This window comes from Vibrio sp. R11-SG3-ISO9 (assembly GCF_059834255.1).
In genome coordinates, this window is the sequence record NZ_JCBDGU010000056.1 from 1 (window position 1) to 17,653 (window position 17,653).

Sequence of the window (17,653 nt, forward strand, 5' to 3'; positions counted from 1 at the left end):
CGGAATCAAACGCATTGGCGCTTCCGAGTTGAGTAACGTCGTCAATTGATAATGAATAGACTCGAGCAGATCATCTCGATCCGAGCTGGTGTTGCTTTTCTTAACAAAGGTTTTCCAGAAACTCATGCGCGGCCTCCAGAAGCAAACAATGACTCTTCCGTGCCAAGGTCTGTTGAAAGCAATACTTCACCACACACGTTATCGAACTGATACTGGGGCTGAACGAGTACATTACACACGTAACGATCGTTCTCACCTTTCACCTGCTTCACTTCTACGCGGCTCTTACTAAGTGGAAATTTTGCAAGCGTTGCTTCATCGGCATTGAACAAGTTACTGGTGTATTTTTGCAGCCAGTTGTTCAGATACAATTCACACTCTTCTGCACTTTGAAAATTGCCGATCATGCCGCGGATTTGCACCTTCAAGAAATGAGCGATGCGGCAGATCATCAGTGTAGTTTGCACTTGGCCTGCGACAAGGTCGGCATCATCTCGAGCCTTATCCCAAATAGAACGATTACCTCTGAAGAAATACTTATCGGTGGTGGTGCTATGACACAAAGGAATAAATCCTTGGTCTGCGTAGAAGTTACCCATCTCGGTATATATGTTGAGTTCTGGCGTTGGAGTGAATGTTGCAGGCGTGCCCACGCCATTTTGCGGGACATTCACTAATGAGCCGATCAACTTGTCTTGCCAGCGCGACTTCATAAAACCAAACCAATTGATGCGATTAAATTCTCGCATCGCAATCGAGGCAAACAACATAGCTGCACTGCCCCACAAGCCCTTTTGCATCTGTGCTGATTCAGAAAAAACAATGCGACGAGAAGATGAAAAAGAGTGCGCTTCACGCAAGCGAACACGTGGCATCGCAAGAGCGATGAATCTGGCTTGGCTAATACTTCTTAAACGCTGCCAAGAGACAAAATCCGGTCCATCTAAGATCTTTTCTATTCGATTGGTATCAGATAGCCAGTCAGGGCCACTCTCGCCAAAAAAGTTATCTTCTGGAGACAGTACAAAAGGACACAAACAGAGCTCGCCTAGACAGGCTAATAGCTCTAATGTGTAGAGATCATCATAGTCGTCATCGACATCCATTGAGATAGCATGGTCGACGACTATCATGCCAAAAGGCTGACCGCCAGAAGTGTTTAACTCTCTGTTGGCGACCAAATTATATAAGCTGGTTCTCTTTAAAGAGACGGCGTTATTAAGCTCATGAGAAAGCTCTCCCCACGAGGTATCTAACAATTTAACTCGTATTTTTTGGTAGTTAACTGGAAGCATGACAAGGGTTTCTACGCCCTTCCATGTTGCCTCCAATTGACTAAAACTAGGATGATGAATGATGTGAGACAGCTGCTCTGAAATACGACGATCTATCTCCGCAATGAGGCGAGTGACACCGGCGAATAACAAACCAGTATCACTTAGCATCTCTGCATCAATATGGAATAGCAAAGAGAGCGCATCATGCAGATACGCACTGTCCTCACTATTCAATTCGCAAAACTCCGTTTGCAGCTTCTCATCAAACATCCATCAATCCATTCGTGCTTGCTGTTGTTCCAGATTAACCTGGGATCTTCGTTACCATACGGACAGAAGTGGTTAATTCCTCCATTTGCAACCACGGTCTTAGGTGAGCGACAGCAGAGTACGCACCCGGTCTACCTGGCTGTTCCACAACCTGAATCTGAGATTCACACAGTGGCGTTTTAGAACGTTCAGAGTTACCAACAGCACCAGAGTTCGTGTATTGATCAATCCACGTTTGCAGCTGCTTCTGAATATCCGTTGCTTCTAGGTTCGAGCCCAACATATCGCGGCCCATTACTTTTAGGTAATGTGCGATACGGCTACTTGCCATGATGTAAGGGATACGTGCAGAGATCGCTGCATTACTGGTTGCATCAGGATCGGTGTAAACTTTTGGCTTCTGAGTCGTTTGGCTACCAATAAACACACCGTAGTTGGTGTTTTTGTAGTGAACCAAAGGCAAGAATCCAAGATCGCTCAGCTCTTTCTCACGCTCATCAGTCAAGTTAACTTCGATCGGACATTGCTGCTGAATATCACCAGCATCAGACTTAAACGTCAGGTTAGGTAGGTTCTCAACCTTACCGCCATTGTCTAGGCCACGAACTGCTGTACACCAACCAAATTGCGTGTGAGCTTGAGTCATTTTCAAGCCAAACTCAAAAGCAGCGTTAGACCAAACTAACTCTGAATTATTGCTTGGTTTAGGGTTACCCTCTGCGTCTGTTGCTAGCTCTTCATAATTGAATGAGTTAGTTGCCAGACCTTTTTCGCCATATGGAAGACGAGCAAGCGTTTGAGGCATAGTTAATACCACGTAGCGAGCGTCATCACTTTCACGGAAAGCGTTCCAAGAAGCGTACGCTGGAGAGTCGAAACCAGCTGCCACTGGCTTACCTTCATCGAAGGTTTCAAACGAATCAAACTCAAACATTTCAGGGTTAGCTGCTGCAACAAAAGGAGCATGGCTTGCTGCCGCTGTTTCACCCATGTATCTCAGTAGCGCTACGTCTTCATCTTTATGACTGAAGCTGTAGTCACCAATTAGTGCACCATAAGGTTCTCCACCAGCCGTGCCGAACTCTTTCTGATAAAGCGCATCGAATAGCGGGCTACGATCAACTGCAGGCGCATCTTCAAACTGCTCAATAAGTTCATCTTTGGTAAAGTCGACCAGTTTGATCTTAAGCGACTGACCGGTTTCACTCTCTTTCACGAGTTTATTCAATCCGCGCCAAGAGCCTTCTAGCCTTTGGAACTCATCGTTTTGCATCACTTGTGAAAGCTGCTTAGACATCTGTTGGTCGATCTGAGCAATCGCGTTTTCTATCGTTTTAGAAACGTTTTTATCCCAGGTAACAGTGCCGCTTAGAGCCTGCTCTGCCAGTACGGAGAACAGTTCTTTGGTTGTATCAGCCGGGGTTTGGTTAGTCGCTGCAATCGCTCTGTCTAATAGACTCGCCGATGCCGCTTCTGCTTCTCCACCCGCTTGGCTTTCTAGTTCAGAACTCATTACTCATCTCCTTTGCTTTCTACGCCCAACTCACTAGAAAGTGCGTTAATCTGATCTGCACTTTGTAGTACCTCTTTCAATAGCTTCTCTAGATCACGAGAACGATCCGCTTTTGAAAGGAGTGTCTTTAGTTGCTGACGTGTTTCAGCAAGTTTTTTCAATGGTTCAACTTGCTCGATGAGCGCATCTGGCTCGAAGTCTTTCATTGAAGAGAAAGATAAAGCGGCTTCAAATTGGCTATCGTCATCTTGTAGCGTGTTGTCTACTTTCAACTTTAGCTCTGGGCCTACACGTTTAAGCACAGTGTCGAAGTTATCTTTATCGATCTGGTAAAACGTTCTCTCTTCTAAATCTTCACGATCTTCTTTATGCGCAGAAAAATCCCCAATAACACCGACAACAAACGGCAGTTCTTTGTTCTCTACTGCACCATTGGTTTCGACATCGTAAGTGATACTTACCCGGTTTTTGCTAACACGTTTGTGTTGTGAATTTAAAGCCACGTTACTTCTCCCTGTTAATCAAAATTAAGCCGCCTTAGACTCAAGTTTGCCTGTGGTACAATCGAACTTAACAGTATCGCCTTTCTCGATCTTACCGCCGTCACCTTCTTGGTAGTAAACCTTAGTCAGCGTGGTGTATGTCAGTGAGAAATCTTCTACTGGTAGCTGGCCATCAGAGCCGTGAATGTTGTAGCTAGCAATACGAGTTTTCTCTAGAGTTAATACAAGGTATGGATCTGCACCCGCACCATCACGAGATGGTTTAGTCAGCAGGATTTCAACCGTTTTACCTTCTGCACCTGGTGCGAATAGGAATGTCGTTAGGTGAGGAGACGCACCGTCTGATGTACGAGAAACATGGATTGCATCCAGTGAAACCATACCCTTGTCGGCGTTGTTTGCGTTACCAACATCAACAGCTACGCCACGGTTTGCACCCCAACTCATGTTATCGATAGCGAAGAAGCCTTTCTTACCACCGATATCACCAATTGTTGCTGCACCTTTAATCGTGTTTAAACCATCAATTCGCATGTAAATAGAAGCCATGATTATTCCCTTTTCTATGATTTGTCATTTTTGACTGTTAGTAACCGCTACCACTCAATATTGGAGAGCCCTGAATCAGAGCTTGGGGTAGAGGTCGATTCCTGCGCTTTCACTTCTTCCTGAACTGTCTCCTGCGGCATGACCACTTGAGGCTGTGGTACCGCTGTCGCTTTGAGTTCTGCTTTATGCTCAGCACTCTCAAGTCCAGCTAGATGTTCGATTCTTTGATGTACGGCGTTGTTATCGCCGACCAGTTCTTCGAGTAATTCTGGTAATGACATTCCTCCCCAACGTATCGCTCGTTTAAGTAGTAAATAAATTGGACTGTGTGGTTCATTCTCTAAAAAGTAGTCGGCAATCACCTGCAGATCTGCCAATGCTTGTTCACGAGTCGCTGCTGCACTGGCTGTTGCCATAGTCGCGATTGCAGGTGAGCTGAGAGCAGCGGGAGCTGCAACAGTAACTGGAGATACAGCGGGCGTGGTCGGTGACTCCGCGACAGCATCTACAACAGCGGAGTCAACTGCTGATGATACTTCCGCAGGCTCTGGTTCAGCCGGCGTTTCGACTACAGGGTCAAGTGGCCAATGAGCAAACTGTTCCCCAACAAGGTATCGAAGTGCTGAAATTAATCGCTCAATAGACTCTTTAACAAAACGGAAACTCAGAGCCTGAGCACCGACGTCACCACACTTACTTGAAATCAATGTTTCAAGCTGAGTTAGCGCCTCTAAAGACTCACCCAGTGCCAAGATACGAGCTTCAACCTCGCCTCTTTCACTCGCCAGAGCCGACACCGCTTCAGCTTTTAATGTTGCTAAAGTGCCGTCTTTTTCATTCTTGTAGAATCTGCCGTAATCGATATCACCCACTAGCGCTAACATTTGAAGCGGCATGTACAACAAACCACTTTCTGCGGTATCACCAATCAACTGTAGCAAAGGTTTGATTCTGTGCTCTGCCACTTCAACCGCTTGTTGCTGTTCAGTGTCACCTTTACGCTTCTTCTCTGGTAATACCGGGTTTAGCGTGTCCCAGTACTTTTCGACCACGCTTTCCATAGTTCTCAGCGAGCTCGACAAGTTCTGGAACGGCTCTGGCCCAAACAACTGAGCAACGGTGAACCACGAGAAGATTTCAAGGTCTTTCGAATTCTCTTTCAGACATTGATAGCAGGTGTCCGACAACTTTTGCCAGTTCGCGAAATTCGCATCCACTAGCTCTGCATCTTCTAGAGCATCGGGAATTTCCATTAGCTGACGAAATGACGACTGCGCCATATTGAATTCATTACGGTAGCCACGAAACAGCGAGCGATTATCTTTTAGATATTCACCACAAGGTGCTTCATCAGAAATCGGTGTCAGCAAATCTTCAAACATTCATTGATTCCTTACTACTTCGCATGCCAATTGGCTGCTGTACCCGTCACACCAGGCTTATGCTGAGACTTGGTGAAGTTCGCCCAGATAAAGCTTGCCAAAAACGAAATGGCCCAAGCTTGCGCGTTACTAGAGTCTTGATTAGCCGCTTTTTTGTAATCATAAGGACCACATTGAATCACGAGAGGTTTCTTACGATTCTTGTAGCTGTAGTGTTGAGCCGCCGGTAACGATTCACACTCCTTAGACGAAGGAAGTTTGAATTTCGCTGAGACCATCTTGGATAGGATGCTTGCAGCCAACAGTACGTCCTGCTCTCCACAGGCAATACTTCGACAGTGAGTAATAGCCGTTCTTAGCTTGTTCGCTACTTTTCCTGAAATATCAGCAGGAACGGTGATGACACAATTCGTATCGTCCCAAACAAACTTCTGCTTACCATCGATATAAGCAAGGCGTGAAAGGTTGTAGAAAGCGTGACCATAGGTTTTACCCCAAGCCATCTGACTCACGTTTAATTGAAGTTCGACAATATGAGGGATCGTTTTCTTAGGCGTAGGTACGTTGTTGACCTTAGTTGAAAAGTCGATTTCTACCTGTAAGAAAAACTTCACGTCTTTGTATTGGTCTAGGATCTCTTTTTCCCAGAGATCTTTCACAGCATCTGATTGCTTGTCTTTGATCGCCTGATATTCAGGTGTCGTGTAAATATAGTCTCGGAATGCGAACATCTGAGCGATAGTGCTAAAAACAATCGTTGCACGAGCGATGTCCTTTACTGCCAAAGGCTTTTTAACACCCTGCGTTTTATCTGTTGTAGGGTCATCCCAGTTAGTGATGCCACATTTCGCCGCGATACGCTCACGCGTTTTCAAAGGCCCACGGTTATAGGCAATCGCCTTACCTGACTCATTATTTACTTTACGAGTAAGATTAAGCATAAAAGCATGCAGCTTGGGGTTAGCCAGCTTCGCTTGCTCGACAAGTTCTTCTATCTGTTCGCGCTTATGGTCATTGTCCCAAAACGTTGTTTGAGAAATAACTCCCTCAAGAGTATGCGTTGGCATCGTTCCCTCCACTCACCATCTTCATAGTTAGTCCTTTCAACTACCCACCTATTTGAACCGTCGGAGCACCAAAAACAATGCTGCCCCCGTGACTTGTTGTGTCGCCCATTCGTGCAGCCGGAGTGCTATTGATTAGAACCGTCGCACTGCCTTTTACAATGCTGTCCGGTGGTCCTACACAAACCAGCGAGTCCCCCATTTTTGCCGCTGGTAATTTACATATCAGTACAGTGACTGCGCCCGGCCCTACAATTGGCCCTCCCACATGAGGAATTGGCGGAGTACCCGGTGTTTGCATTGGGCAAGTGTGCATGTCAGTTAATCTTGCGGCAGACGGCATCATTGGCCTCCTTCACTAATCATTCCAGAGCCACCATTGGCGATGTCGATGGCACTGCTGAACACCTTCTTGTAATAAGCCTTATACCCAGACCATTCAGGTAAAGCGGCGGCTGTGTTTACAGCGCCTGCCACAGCTTTGGCGTAAAGAAGATCGGCAGGCATTACGACAGGCAAATCTGCAGGTGCAATGCTGCCTTGACCACTCCAAAATACGGATTGACCTACCCATCTCGCTGAGCTTTCATTTGGCAGAGGCTCTAATGTCTTTTCAATGTGTCTTCGCGCCGCTTCGTTGGGCTCTTTCACCCACTTGCCACTCTCGTTAATGAGCTTCAGCTCTTGGTTAGTTAAATCAGCCTTTCTTAACAACGTCGCTTGTACCGACCACCAAACCGCCTCTCGCATTGGCAACGCGTGTGCGAGGTAGTTGGTGAGGTCAATATTCAAACCAGCTTCTTGCAACTTAGCGATCGCCTCTGTTGGTAACGTCTCTCCGTTTACCAATGCGCTTGCTTCTTCTGATAATTCAAAATGAGCAAGTATCTGAGCTGAATTCTTGTACGGGATCTTTTTCATTAGTTCACCATCACTATTGTGCCTTTCACGGCAGTTTGACCTGATGAACTGATCTCAGCGGTTGCTGCTCCAGAAACCTTGGCGGTAACGTCCCCTTTTAACTCTGCGTTAAGCCCTTGAATCTTGGCTCCAGTACTGCCTTTCGCGGCAAAGCTCGTAGATGCACTAAGTGACATCGATGTGCTGGCCTTAGCGCTTAAAGAGCCTTTTGATGAGATGCTAACTGAGGTGCCCGATTGGCTAAGGCTGCCGCCATCTAGCGAGACTTTTGAGCTACCACTGATAGCCACAGTGCCACTGGATAATTCGATTTTATCGCTGCTGATCACGATCTTGCTGCTGCCCACTTTAAGAGTCAGGGTGTCATCCGCAGTTAGAGTGATCGTCTTACCGTCTCCGGTAATAGATTCTTTTGCCTTAAGGGCATACGACTTATCTGTAGAAAGCTCGATACCTTCTTTAGCAGATAGAATATTTTTCTGTTCAATGGTTTGCGTGACGTTTTTAGTGACTGTCGACTTGTACTCTCCGCCCACGGTTTCGGTGTAATCATTAACAATGTCACGCGTCATATCTTTTGCGGCATTGACAGCAAACAGCTCATTGTCTTTCTTATCGTCGAGTTTGATTTCATTCGCCTTGCCAGCCAACTTCGTCATCAAGCCACTTTGAGTGGTGTTTGCGGTTGGATAAGGTGGCTTATGTTTGCTGTTGTAAACACTTGAAACGATCACTGGTTGATCAGGGTCGCCATTGATAAAACTCACCAGCACTTCTTGACCCGCGCGAGGCAAAAATTGAGCACCATATCCATTGCCTGCCATTGCTTGAGCAACACGCACCCAGCAACTGGTTTTATCGCCGCTCTCAGGATCCCAATGGAACTTAATTCTTACACGCCCTAAAGCGTCATTCGCTGGCTCACCATCTTTACTACCTGATACCAAAGCAGATTGCAGACCATGCAAAACAGGTTTGTCTTTTCCGGCTGGATAAAAGACTTGGTCTTCTGGAATGCAGGTTAATTCAGCCTTTAAGTCACCACTCTTTTCATCAAACTCATAGCGCAGCTCAGAGACTAGATAATTACCTTTCTGAGTAGTATCTGAATGACCCGCTAACTTTAGAAAGTGCCCTGCACAAACATCTGATGATTGGGTTTTGGCATAAGCTCTATCGTATGAAGAGTCCAATTGACCGCGCTGACTTTCAACCAAAGCACTGGCTAAGTCGGTGTAACTACCAGCAGGGCTTGCTGACGGGTAACGATACTCGGTAAGCTTTGAGTTGTTCGATAGCGTATATTTCGATTTCTTCGCTTTACTCGTTACCAGTTTGGTTTGGTTATAGTCGTAACCAGCAATTTCGAGTGAAGCACTGTGGAAACGCTTCTCTCGTTGCCAAGTATCAAGCACCTCATAATCGCCCGACGGTTGTGCCGCATAATCAACAGTGACGCTATCGTCTGAAGCAAATGGTTTAGAAGCTTGTTGCAAATAGAGGGTGTCTGCTTTGCTGTCTTTACCGAAGTAATAGTGCACACCTTCTTCCGCCAGCAATCGAGTGACGAAATCGAAATCAGATTCGTTGAATTGAATGCAGTATTCTCGCTTAGTCGACGGCATACTCTTGACGCTATAGTCGCCTTTGAAACCCAAGTCATCAAAGATGTTGGTAACGATCGTCTGTACACTCGCCTCTTGGAAAACACGACACTGACGAGAGTGTTTGAGCAAGAAAAACCAAGGCTGAACGGTCAGCTTGACGCCAAAATACGATGAATCGACACGTTGCGATTGCACCTGAGCCTTTACCACATAGCCTTTAAATGTTCGTACTTCTTTGCGACTTGTACCGGTTTCAGTGTAAAAATTGCAGTCGATCGGCTCACCAATCCAATCTTCGGCGCTAGAGCTGGTCGACAATACCGTGACCTGAAACTCATATTCGTCGCTAACGGCTTCAGAGACTGATAACTCAGAAGCGACAAACTCTTTACTCTTTGAGTTTTTGACCACCAATAAACTGCCTTGAGGTTCAATCAGTTCGTTCATTGAACCTCCTCAATTTTCAGTGTGTAGTGCGATCCTTGCATATTCGATCCTTACTTCATGTCCGCGTTTACCAGTTCGGCAAACCGCAGCAATTGAATCGGAGGGAAGATAGACATGTTCCTTGCTACTTCCATGTTGATCGATATTGAGTAGCTGCTTAATTCAGCAATAGGTAGAGATCCCGGCTCTACGCCCTCAAAAAGCACCTTCTCAGCTTGGTTCGCTGCGAGTTGTCCTACTCGATAGTATTTATTCGATACCGAGATCAATGCGTTCGATTTTGTCACCATTGAATCGTAAGCAGATGCGACAGGCAGACCATGAGCAACAGCAGCCGCTGTGAACTCATCACGATTCGCTAGGTTGTAAGAGCTTGAACCGACGTACACTACATCGGCTCCTTGCTCGACAAGTTTCTGCATCTTAGCGTCAAACTGATCAGGCAACGGTTTACCATTTTCATCAAGCTCGTAAGTCTCAACCAAGGTTTCAAATTCCATCTTCTGTTCTAAGCTCTGTAGCTTTTGGGTATTCAAGTTGGAGTTGAGCTCTGCTGTGGAGTACACCACGCCTATCTTGTTCACAGGGAAGTATTCGCGCATAACACGGATCTGTACTTCTTCATCAATTCGATTTCGAATCCCAGTGACTAGCGTACGGCCTGACGTTTGTGGGGAGTCAATAATGCCCGCACCTACAGGGTCAGCCACAATCATAAATAGAGCCGGTATGTCACCTAACTTAGTCTTGTTTCCAAACTCTTCTCGGGTTCCAATAATTGCCTTACTGACACTGGTTCCCCACGTCACAACCAAGTCTGGAGAGAGGGTTTTCGCCTCTTCAAGAAACTCTGCCAACTTCGTTTTATCCCGGTCTGCGTTCCTTAAGGTAACTTCGATCGGTAAGTTATTGGTTTTAATATAGTCAAAGAATCCTTGGCACGCCTCCTCGCAACCACGCCAAACTGTCATATAAACAGATTTCGGCTCTTTAGCGCGTGCTGAACTGGAGACAATAAGGGCGATGAGCAGTGTGATTATCTTATTCATAATGACGACCCTACTGCGCTGTGCGCTCTGGCATTCTAAGAATCATAAACATGGCAATACCTGCTAGGAAAATACCACCACCTACTATGGTCATCGCTTCACCAAAGCTGTAACTGATCAACAGTGAGGCCACCAAAATTGGTCCAATAACACTACCAATTCGCTCTGATGTACGAAGTAAGCCAAGTACTTCAGTACGTCCAACTTCAGGTGTCGCTTCTGATGCTTCAAGTGCACAAGCGATAAGTGGCGCTTTCAAGATTGAATGCGCAATACCCATGAGTGTTACGGCCAGTAAGATCTTAAATATTGAATCATCACCGTACATCGAGATGAGTATTGCTCCAGATAGCAAGGTGCCCAAAACTACCAGCTGTTTTGTTTTCTGAGTGCGGTCCGCAATGCCTGAAGCTATAGGGCTCAACGGAATGATCACCAATGAGTAGATCATCATGACGCGACCAATTTCCGATTGGCTAGCGTCGAGAGACACGAGATAAAGAGGAACCAAGAAATATAGGAAGCCCGTTAGCACAATCTTAGCTGGGATAGCACAGAACAAGATCACTGCCATGAAGCGCAAGTTTTTAGCCAACAGTAAAACACTACCCTTAGCTGCTGCCTTACCTTTAGCGTTATCGCCAGAAACATCGCCAATAAACATGCGCCATGCTAAGAAGCCTGCAAATGCGGCCAATAATGCCGAGAGTAAGAACACCGGCTGATAACCGATACGGTCAGCAATGATTGCGCCTAAAGCTGTGCCACACATCGTTGCCGTCATTAATACACCGACAAAAATCGACATGCCTTTTGCTCGATTTTCAGGAGTGATAACAGCTGCAATATAACTCTGACAGCTGATGGTGATAATCGCGTAACCAAAGGCCGTCACACCACGAGCGATCACGATATCCATGCTGTCTTGCGCAAAGGCACATCCGAAATAACCACCAATCGCTGGAATCAAACCTAGTAAGAAGAGCTGCTTCTGTCCCCAACGATCAACCCACTTGGCAGCAAATGGAGTACACGCTGCAATCACGAACATGAAGACGGAAATTGGCAGACCAAGCATCACATCTTTTGAAATCCAGCTAGTCGGCTTATAAAACTCATTCACGAATAGCGGCATGAAAGATTTTGAAAGCTCTTCTGCAAACGAGAAAACAAAGAGCGGGATTCGGGCATCAACAATGTTGCCTTTGTGAAAGCCGAGTTTACTCTCTAAGCTAAATCGCTCTGAGATACTTGATAACTTGGAAGTGACCGTATTTGATTCAGCATGACCGTCGACATCAGATTTCGACGAAATAAATCGAGAAAACAGAGCTTTAAAGCGAGACTGGAGATCTTTAGAGTCTTCGTTTAGACGCTGAGAGAACAGACCAATTACACCGTGGGAACTGGTTCTCTCATTAACGGAAAAGTCCCCTTTGACCTGACGCTTTAGTATTGACTCAGACTCTTCTAATGGCCCTGATACATAAAACATCACCACGACCATCACTACTTCGAAGCAAACCAGCAATACTGCGATCAGTACAATCGCGATGTCGAAAAAGATATCCGTCAGTTGAGACTGAACAAAAGTTGAGCTCAAGCCCACGTATACGCGACCTGACACCTCTTCCGCACCTTGAATTGCGAGCTGAAAGACATCGCTTTGAGCGTTGTCGGAACTAAACAAAGAAGGTAGCAAGTTTGGCAACTCTTTGAAGACGACAATCAATCGCTCCAAAAAAGTAGCGGACAAATATTGATTCGAGACTTTTTCAAACGCCACCGCGTAAGTTGGATCAAGCGCTTCGACCGCACCTGAACGATAAAGCACATCCTCATTCTGCGTAATCGCAACAAAGGTTAACTCTGGGTAGGTTGTAAGCGTATTGTCTAGATATGCGTCCATCCCTTTTATTTGTTCAAAAGGAATACCGACATCGATCGCGAGTTCAACATCGTCTTGAATGTTCTGCGCAATAGCATTCGCTTTCTTAAGAAGTTCAGGCTTGATTGAAAAGTTGAACTCAACCAAGGTGTAAGCCGCACTTAGAAAAGAGGCAAGAAATGCACTGACAATAGTAATCCAGATTAGGCGCTTGTTGATTAGGCCCGCCATAGTTTGAACTCTACTCATTTAATTACCTCGGTGTCTTGTTTCTCCTGCTTCTTTGAAAGCTCTTTTAATCTTTCTAATTCAGCAGACACCTCTGCTTTCATCTTCTCACTCTGTTTAATCTGATCGGCAAATGTCTGGCTCATAGTGCCTGGTGGCGCTTTATCTAAAAGCTGTTTATCGCCCTTGGAATATTTCTGGATAAGATCAATAACACCCGCAACATCACCGAAGCCTAGCCTTACCACTAAAAAAACAATCAGAGCTGTTGTCAGGAAAATGACGACCGTTGCTTCTAAGAGGTGCAATTTAACTAGAGCGTAAACACCAAACAGCGCAGATTTGTCGTACTCGATGACTATGCTGCCCGAAAGGTTTCCAAAACTATCGAAAGTCTGAAGCCCGCTGTATAGCTGAGCATCGTTGTTGTACGACCAACGTACTTCATTTGAAGTTAGTGCTCTGCGCAGCACTTCAGGAGGGACATGTGTACCTTGAGTATTTGAAGAGTGAATCAAAAGTTCACCGTTATGGTCCACCAGCGAAATAGCCGTTACATCTGGCTCACGAGTTCGAGCGTGATTAAACTGGTCTTTAAGATTATCTGCCGATTCAAATGGTATCCCCATGCGATCGACACGTTCCATTGAGGTTTTTAATGAAGAAGAGATAACGTCAAGCTTCGATGAAACAACATTCGACATCACACTGTCGAACTTCATGTAATTCATCAAATACAGAAGCCCTAATACAGACATTAGGATTATCCATACTGTAATCACTAACCTTAAATGGACTTCAAAAAATGCTCTCATCTTCCAAACCTCTGATGAAGAAGTACTGCCAATCACGAATTAAGTAAATACTCTATTGCTTTAATTTCGGGCAACTCATAATCAAAACAAGTTATTTCTTATAAAACATACATAATTTAATATTTAACCTAACAATGGAATAACAATAAAACAACCTCTTAATTACTAGGTGTAAAACGAATATTGGTCAAACTAAGTGACGGATAAAATTGATTTTGTGGCAATAGGTTCTAAATTTTAATTGAATCCAATCGCAAAAATTGACTTTCTAAAAAAGCTTGATTGAAGTTAACGGCAAAACTAAGTTAAAAGCCGCACTCTCAATGTTAAGGATAACAATATGCCCAACTCTCTTTTTTCTGTGAGTCAGAAAGGGAAAGAAAGCTCCCCGAAAATCATGGCAGAGCCCGACTCAAAAATAACAATTCGTCCATGGAAAGTACTACTTATTGATGATGAGCCAGATGTTATTGCTGTATCGAAAATGGCGCTAACAGGCTTGAAATTCCAAGATAGTCCTATAGAAATCCTCTCTGCGTCTTCGGCACAGCAAGCAAAAGAAATATTGGATCATCACTCAGATATCGCGCTAGCTTTGGTCGATGTGGTGATGGAAACAGACAGTGCAGGCCTTGATTTAATCCATTGGATTCGCGAAGTAAAGAACAACAAACAGATACGATTAGTTCTGAGAACGGGACAACCTGGACAAGCTCCTGAAGAAAAAGTCATCAGTGGCTATGAAATTAATGACTACAAAAATAAAACTGAGCTAAATGCGACGCGTCTCAAAACTTCTGTTTTGACGGCACTTCGTGCTTATCGAGACATCCGAATTATCTCCTCCAACCAGAAGAGGTTGGAGCAGTTACTGTCCTCAACTGAGACCATTTTGGCTCATTCAGAGGTGAAAGATTTCCTTTGTGCAGCACATTCTGAGTTAAAACGCTTCCTAAAACATGACCAATTGCAGCTGGCTATCAATATTGAAAGCCATATGCCTTACGCACAACCAGTTAAAAAACAGTATTTAATCACCGATGAGAACGAGCTATTCGAAGGTGAGTCGATTAATGCCGTTGAAGACTTCATTGTAGATTTGCCGACGACAAAACCAGATAAGCCCATTATTGATGTAAACAACAAAAGGCTTCTTCATTGCTTAAAAATCAATGAATTCGAACATATTACTATTGGTTTTGACTTCCAAAAGCCGATATCCAGAGGCGTAAGCAGCCTGCTACCTCATTTTACTTCTAACTTTGTTTTGGTCTTCAAGAACCTATTGTCTAACCATGAGATTCAGGAAGTTCAACAACAGTTGATGTTGATGCTCAGCGAAGCGATAGAGACTCGCTCTAAAGAGACCGGTGCTCATGTATTGAGAGTGGCTTTGATCTGCGAATTCATAGCAACACAACTCGGTTTGGGTAAGAAGCACGTTCAAATCATCAAGCACGCAGCGCCAATGCATGACCTCGGAAAAATAGGCGTTCCAGAGAGCATCCTACATAAGCCTGCAGCCTTGTCTGACGAGGAATGGGACATTATGAAAACCCACCCAACTATTGGCTATAACCTATTGAGCAAGCTCAACTATGGGATTCCTCAGATGGGTGCAATGGTCTCACTTTCACACCATGAGAAATGGAACGGGTCCGGCTACCCTAACCAGTTAGAAGGGGAAGATATCCCTCTTGAGGGACGTATTATGGCCATTGCAGATGTTATTGACGCGCTTGGCTCTGCACGGTCTTACAAAAAAGCATGGCGAGACCAAGATATTATTGATCTCATCGAAGACCAAAAAGGGATTCATTTCGACCCTAAAATCGCTGATGTTGCGATTCAGCACTTTGCTGAAATCATGGAAATTCGCAAACACTATCCTGATGCAGACTAAAGAGCTGAACCACCAATATGTTAACTAAGAAATTGAATGCCCTTCTCGACCACCCAAGCATCGACCTTGGGGATGTCGACTCGTTGGCTAAAGAAAGCCTTAATCTGCTCAATTCTGCTTTTCACCTTTCGGATGCGAGCCTGTGGCTAACAACGGACCAAAATGACGTCAGCTGCGTTTATGTAGAACGCAAAGAAGATACAAAAGTCACTGAAAATCAATTTATTAAGTCAGAAGATTACCGCGTATTTTTGGAGCAAATTCATAGCAAAAGTCACTTAGCCTACACCCATACCAACGCAATGAAGGGCCAATGGCTTAAGATTCCTGACTTTGTCTATTTCCAATCGTATCTAGTGCCTGTAAAGCTGAATCAAGAAGTGATTGGATTTATACTACTCAGGCAAGCACCGCACCGAGTTAAGCTAGACCAATCCAGTATTCAATTCGCCATTAGCATTGCGTTCGCCATTGGGAGAACAATAAAGTCGGCGGAGATGAATCACCATTTTAACTCGCACACACAACAAGGCTTAGAACTTCAACAGAGTGTTCAAAGCCAAAATGAAAACATCAAACAGCTACTGAAAAACTTAGAGCAATCGCAGAAATATCAAGTAGAAATGGAGAAAATGGAAGCGCTTGGTCACCTTGTTAATGGCGTGGCTCATGAGGTCAATACACCGCTTGGAGTTGCGATTACTGCTTTGTCGGTAATGGAGGAACACATTGACCAACTTGAGAATGCATACAACAACCAGTTGCTTGACGAAAACACCTTTGTTGACTTCCTTGAAGGCATACGCCCTGCTCATAAGATGACGAGCTCCAACTTAGAGCGCGCAGCTCAGTTAGTCCAACAATTCAAACAGACATCTGTTCATGAGCACCATGGTGACGTGGATGATATAAACGTTTTAAACGTAACGAATGAATTAATTGAGAGCATTGAACCTATATATGCTTCTTATAATGTAGAGTTCATACTCGAAATATCAGAAAACTTAAACATACGTTTAAATACAGGGATTCTTGAACAAATTCTTACAAATTTAATAAACAATAGCTGTATTCACGGTTTTGAATTAAGTAAAGAGGACAAAAATCTAATTTATATAAAAGCCATAGAATCCGATAAAGATATAGTCCTATCTTATCAAGATAATGGTGTGGGAATTGAAGATAATGTTGCTAGTAAAGTATTTACTCCATTTTATACAACGAATCGATTAAATGGCGGAACAGGATTGGGCCTTTCCATTATATATAACCTAATCACTCACAAACTTGGCGGGGATATTAGAGTAGTAGAACAAGAGTCCTCTGTTGGCGCTCACTTTCAAATACGGTTACCAGATACATCCTCTAAATAACCTTTCTAATCAGCACGCCATATTAGTTATTTCAGCAACGTTTAGTGCTTAACGCTAATATAGTCACTTACATTAAGAATGTTATCTTGCAGAAGAGAGCTAACCGCTCTAGCAGTGTTACCAAGCGTAGATTAGTGCCAATAACGAAAAAGGCCTACTCATCAGTTCAACCTTTACTGATTGCGTAGGCCTTGCCTAACAGCTTTTATCTAACTTAAAGCATTCGCTTCATCGCCGAGTATTCACCTTTAGTACGAATGATCACCATAACGGTATTGTCATTTCGGTTTCTAAAGAACCAACCGTGATGTCCAGTGAACGCTGCAACCAGTTCTCCTTCATCGTTCGGTACACCTCTACCTTTTTCATAACTGATCGCGTTGCCATTTCCATCGCCATGAGTATCAAAGTTAACCGGACCACCCTTGGCTGACCAAGCAAAGGTCGCTGTTTGTCCTTCTGTCATCACTAGCTTAACTTCTGCACCTTCGCCCGGTTTTAGTACCAACATCATTTTGTCTTTCCAAGCTGTGCTTGCTTGTTCTTGAGAATCAGTATTTGCTTGCTGTTGAGAGTCCGTACGTGGCTTCGGTTCAGCTTTTGTATCAGGAGTTGCTACGATTACCGCTTGATCGCGCACCCTATCCGCTTCCGCTTCTTGAGCAAGTTGAGTCTTGATTTCTCCCATCTCGGTCAATCCGAGCATTCTGCCAGCACCTGTGGGGTCAATGGCATACTCTGCAGGTAAGATAACCGTAACTAAAGTCACAACCGCCACAACAAGAGCGATAGCAGTAGAACGAACGAGCTGCTTAGTTGTGGGTAACTCGGCTCTGTTTGGCATGTCTGAATTGTACATAAATA

At 44.6% G+C, this 17,653-nt stretch carries 15 protein-coding genes; 2 read left to right on the plus strand and 13 right to left on the minus strand.

Annotation, left to right across the window (positions count from 1 at the left end):
- Positions 1-122: 122 nt before the first annotated feature.
- The 12 genes from AC6R05_RS20990 to AC6R05_RS21045 are packed head-to-tail and all read right to left on the minus strand — an operon-like array spanning position 123 to position 13,456.
- Positions 123-1,547: a type VI secretion system contractile sheath domain-containing protein gene (locus AC6R05_RS20990; protein ID WP_032552860.1), complete on the minus strand. Its 1,425-nt coding sequence runs from the start codon at positions 1,545-1,547 to the stop codon at positions 123-125.
- A gap of 34 nt (positions 1,548-1,581) precedes the next feature.
- On the minus strand, positions 1,582-3,060 hold the full coding sequence (tssC, locus tag AC6R05_RS20995) for a type VI secretion system contractile sheath large subunit (RefSeq protein WP_150870119.1): 1,479 nt from the start codon (positions 3,058-3,060) through the stop codon (positions 1,582-1,584).
- A complete protein-coding gene (tssB, locus tag AC6R05_RS21000; RefSeq protein WP_032552862.1) occupies positions 3,060-3,563 on the minus strand; it encodes a type VI secretion system contractile sheath small subunit in 504 nt (167 codons plus the stop codon). The genes tssC and tssB overlap by 1 nt, the downstream gene beginning before the upstream one ends.
- Before the next feature lie 24 nt (positions 3,564-3,587).
- Positions 3,588-4,112, minus strand: coding sequence for an Hcp family type VI secretion system effector (locus AC6R05_RS21005; RefSeq protein ID WP_032552863.1), 525 nt, complete (start codon positions 4,110-4,112; stop codon positions 3,588-3,590).
- Between the two features lie 47 nt (positions 4,113-4,159).
- Positions 4,160-5,494, minus strand: coding sequence for a type VI secretion system protein TssA (locus AC6R05_RS21010; protein WP_500648515.1), 1,335 nt, complete (start codon positions 5,492-5,494; stop codon positions 4,160-4,162).
- Between the two features lie 14 nt (positions 5,495-5,508).
- Positions 5,509-6,561, minus strand: coding sequence for a hypothetical protein (locus tag AC6R05_RS21015; protein ID WP_500648516.1), 1,053 nt, complete (start codon positions 6,559-6,561; stop codon positions 5,509-5,511).
- Between the two features lie 40 nt (positions 6,562-6,601).
- Positions 6,602-6,901 carry a PAAR domain-containing protein gene (locus AC6R05_RS21020; protein WP_032552866.1) on the minus strand — a complete coding sequence of 100 codons (300 nt, stop codon included), beginning with the start codon at positions 6,899-6,901 and terminating at the stop codon, positions 6,602-6,604.
- A complete protein-coding gene (locus tag AC6R05_RS21025; protein WP_032552867.1) occupies positions 6,901-7,479 on the minus strand; it encodes a DUF6931 family protein in 579 nt (192 codons plus the stop codon). The genes AC6R05_RS21020 and AC6R05_RS21025 overlap by 1 nt, the downstream gene beginning before the upstream one ends.
- Positions 7,479-9,533, minus strand: a complete 2,055-nt coding sequence (locus tag AC6R05_RS21030; protein ID WP_500648517.1) for a type VI secretion system Vgr family protein — start codon at positions 9,531-9,533, stop codon at positions 7,479-7,481. The genes AC6R05_RS21025 and AC6R05_RS21030 overlap by 1 nt, the downstream gene beginning before the upstream one ends.
- A 50-nt stretch (positions 9,534-9,583) precedes the next feature.
- Positions 9,584-10,582: an ABC transporter substrate-binding protein gene (locus AC6R05_RS21035; protein ID WP_500648518.1), complete on the minus strand. Its 999-nt coding sequence runs from the start codon at positions 10,580-10,582 to the stop codon at positions 9,584-9,586.
- Between the two features lie 10 nt (positions 10,583-10,592).
- On the minus strand, positions 10,593-12,719 hold the full coding sequence (locus AC6R05_RS21040) for an MFS transporter (RefSeq protein WP_500648519.1): 2,127 nt from the start codon (positions 12,717-12,719) through the stop codon (positions 10,593-10,595).
- Positions 12,716-13,456, minus strand: a complete 741-nt coding sequence (locus AC6R05_RS21045; RefSeq protein ID WP_253895506.1) for a hypothetical protein — start codon at positions 13,454-13,456, stop codon at positions 12,716-12,718. The genes AC6R05_RS21040 and AC6R05_RS21045 overlap by 4 nt, the downstream gene beginning before the upstream one ends.
- A gap of 397 nt (positions 13,457-13,853) precedes the next feature.
- On the opposite strand from AC6R05_RS21045, the gene AC6R05_RS21050 reads away from it, so the two are divergent.
- On the plus strand, positions 13,854-15,416 hold the full coding sequence (locus tag AC6R05_RS21050) for an HD domain-containing phosphohydrolase (RefSeq protein WP_500648520.1): 1,563 nt from the start codon (positions 13,854-13,856) through the stop codon (positions 15,414-15,416).
- 17 nt (positions 15,417-15,433) lie between these two features.
- Positions 15,434-16,789, plus strand: coding sequence for a sensor histidine kinase (locus AC6R05_RS21055; protein WP_500648521.1), 1,356 nt, complete (start codon positions 15,434-15,436; stop codon positions 16,787-16,789).
- A 214-nt stretch (positions 16,790-17,003) separates the two neighbouring features.
- Here AC6R05_RS21055 and AC6R05_RS21060 read toward each other — a convergent pair whose 3' ends face one another.
- On the minus strand, positions 17,004-17,648 hold the full coding sequence (locus AC6R05_RS21060) for a transmembrane anchor protein (RefSeq protein WP_500648522.1): 645 nt from the start codon (positions 17,646-17,648) through the stop codon (positions 17,004-17,006).
- Between the last annotated feature and the right edge of the window lie 5 nt (positions 17,649-17,653).

Coding starts and splice junctions, on each gene's coding strand:
- AC6R05_RS20990 (WP_032552860.1), bottom strand. CDS start 1,547: ATGTTTGATGAGAAGCTGCAAACGGAGTTTTGCGAATTGAATAGTGAG.
- tssC (WP_150870119.1), bottom strand. CDS start 3,060: ATGAGTTCTGAACTAGAAAGCCAAGCGGGTGGAGAAGCAGAAGCGGCA.
- AC6R05_RS21005 (WP_032552863.1), bottom strand. CDS start 4,112: ATGGCTTCTATTTACATGCGAATTGATGGTTTAAACACGATTAAAGGT.
- AC6R05_RS21010 (WP_500648515.1), bottom strand. CDS start 5,494: ATGTTTGAAGATTTGCTGACACCGATTTCTGATGAAGCACCTTGTGGT.
- AC6R05_RS21015 (WP_500648516.1), bottom strand. CDS start 6,561: ATGCCAACGCATACTCTTGAGGGAGTTATTTCTCAAACAACGTTTTGG.
- AC6R05_RS21020 (WP_032552866.1), bottom strand. CDS start 6,901: ATGCCGTCTGCCGCAAGATTAACTGACATGCACACTTGCCCAATGCAA.
- AC6R05_RS21025 (WP_032552867.1), bottom strand. CDS start 7,479: ATGAAAAAGATCCCGTACAAGAATTCAGCTCAGATACTTGCTCATTTT.
- AC6R05_RS21030 (WP_500648517.1), bottom strand. CDS start 9,533: ATGAACGAACTGATTGAACCTCAAGGCAGTTTATTGGTGGTCAAAAAC.
- AC6R05_RS21035 (WP_500648518.1), bottom strand. CDS start 10,582: ATGAATAAGATAATCACACTGCTCATCGCCCTTATTGTCTCCAGTTCA.
- AC6R05_RS21040 (WP_500648519.1), bottom strand. CDS start 12,719: ATGAGTAGAGTTCAAACTATGGCGGGCCTAATCAACAAGCGCCTAATC.
- AC6R05_RS21045 (WP_253895506.1), bottom strand. CDS start 13,456: ATGTCTGTATTAGGGCTTCTGTATTTGATGAATTACATGAAGTTCGAC.
- AC6R05_RS21050 (WP_500648520.1), top strand. CDS start 13,854: ATGCCCAACTCTCTTTTTTCTGTGAGTCAGAAAGGGAAAGAAAGCTCC.
- AC6R05_RS21055 (WP_500648521.1), top strand. CDS start 15,434: ATGTTAACTAAGAAATTGAATGCCCTTCTCGACCACCCAAGCATCGAC.
- AC6R05_RS21060 (WP_500648522.1), bottom strand. CDS start 17,648: ATGTACAATTCAGACATGCCAAACAGAGCCGAGTTACCCACAACTAAG.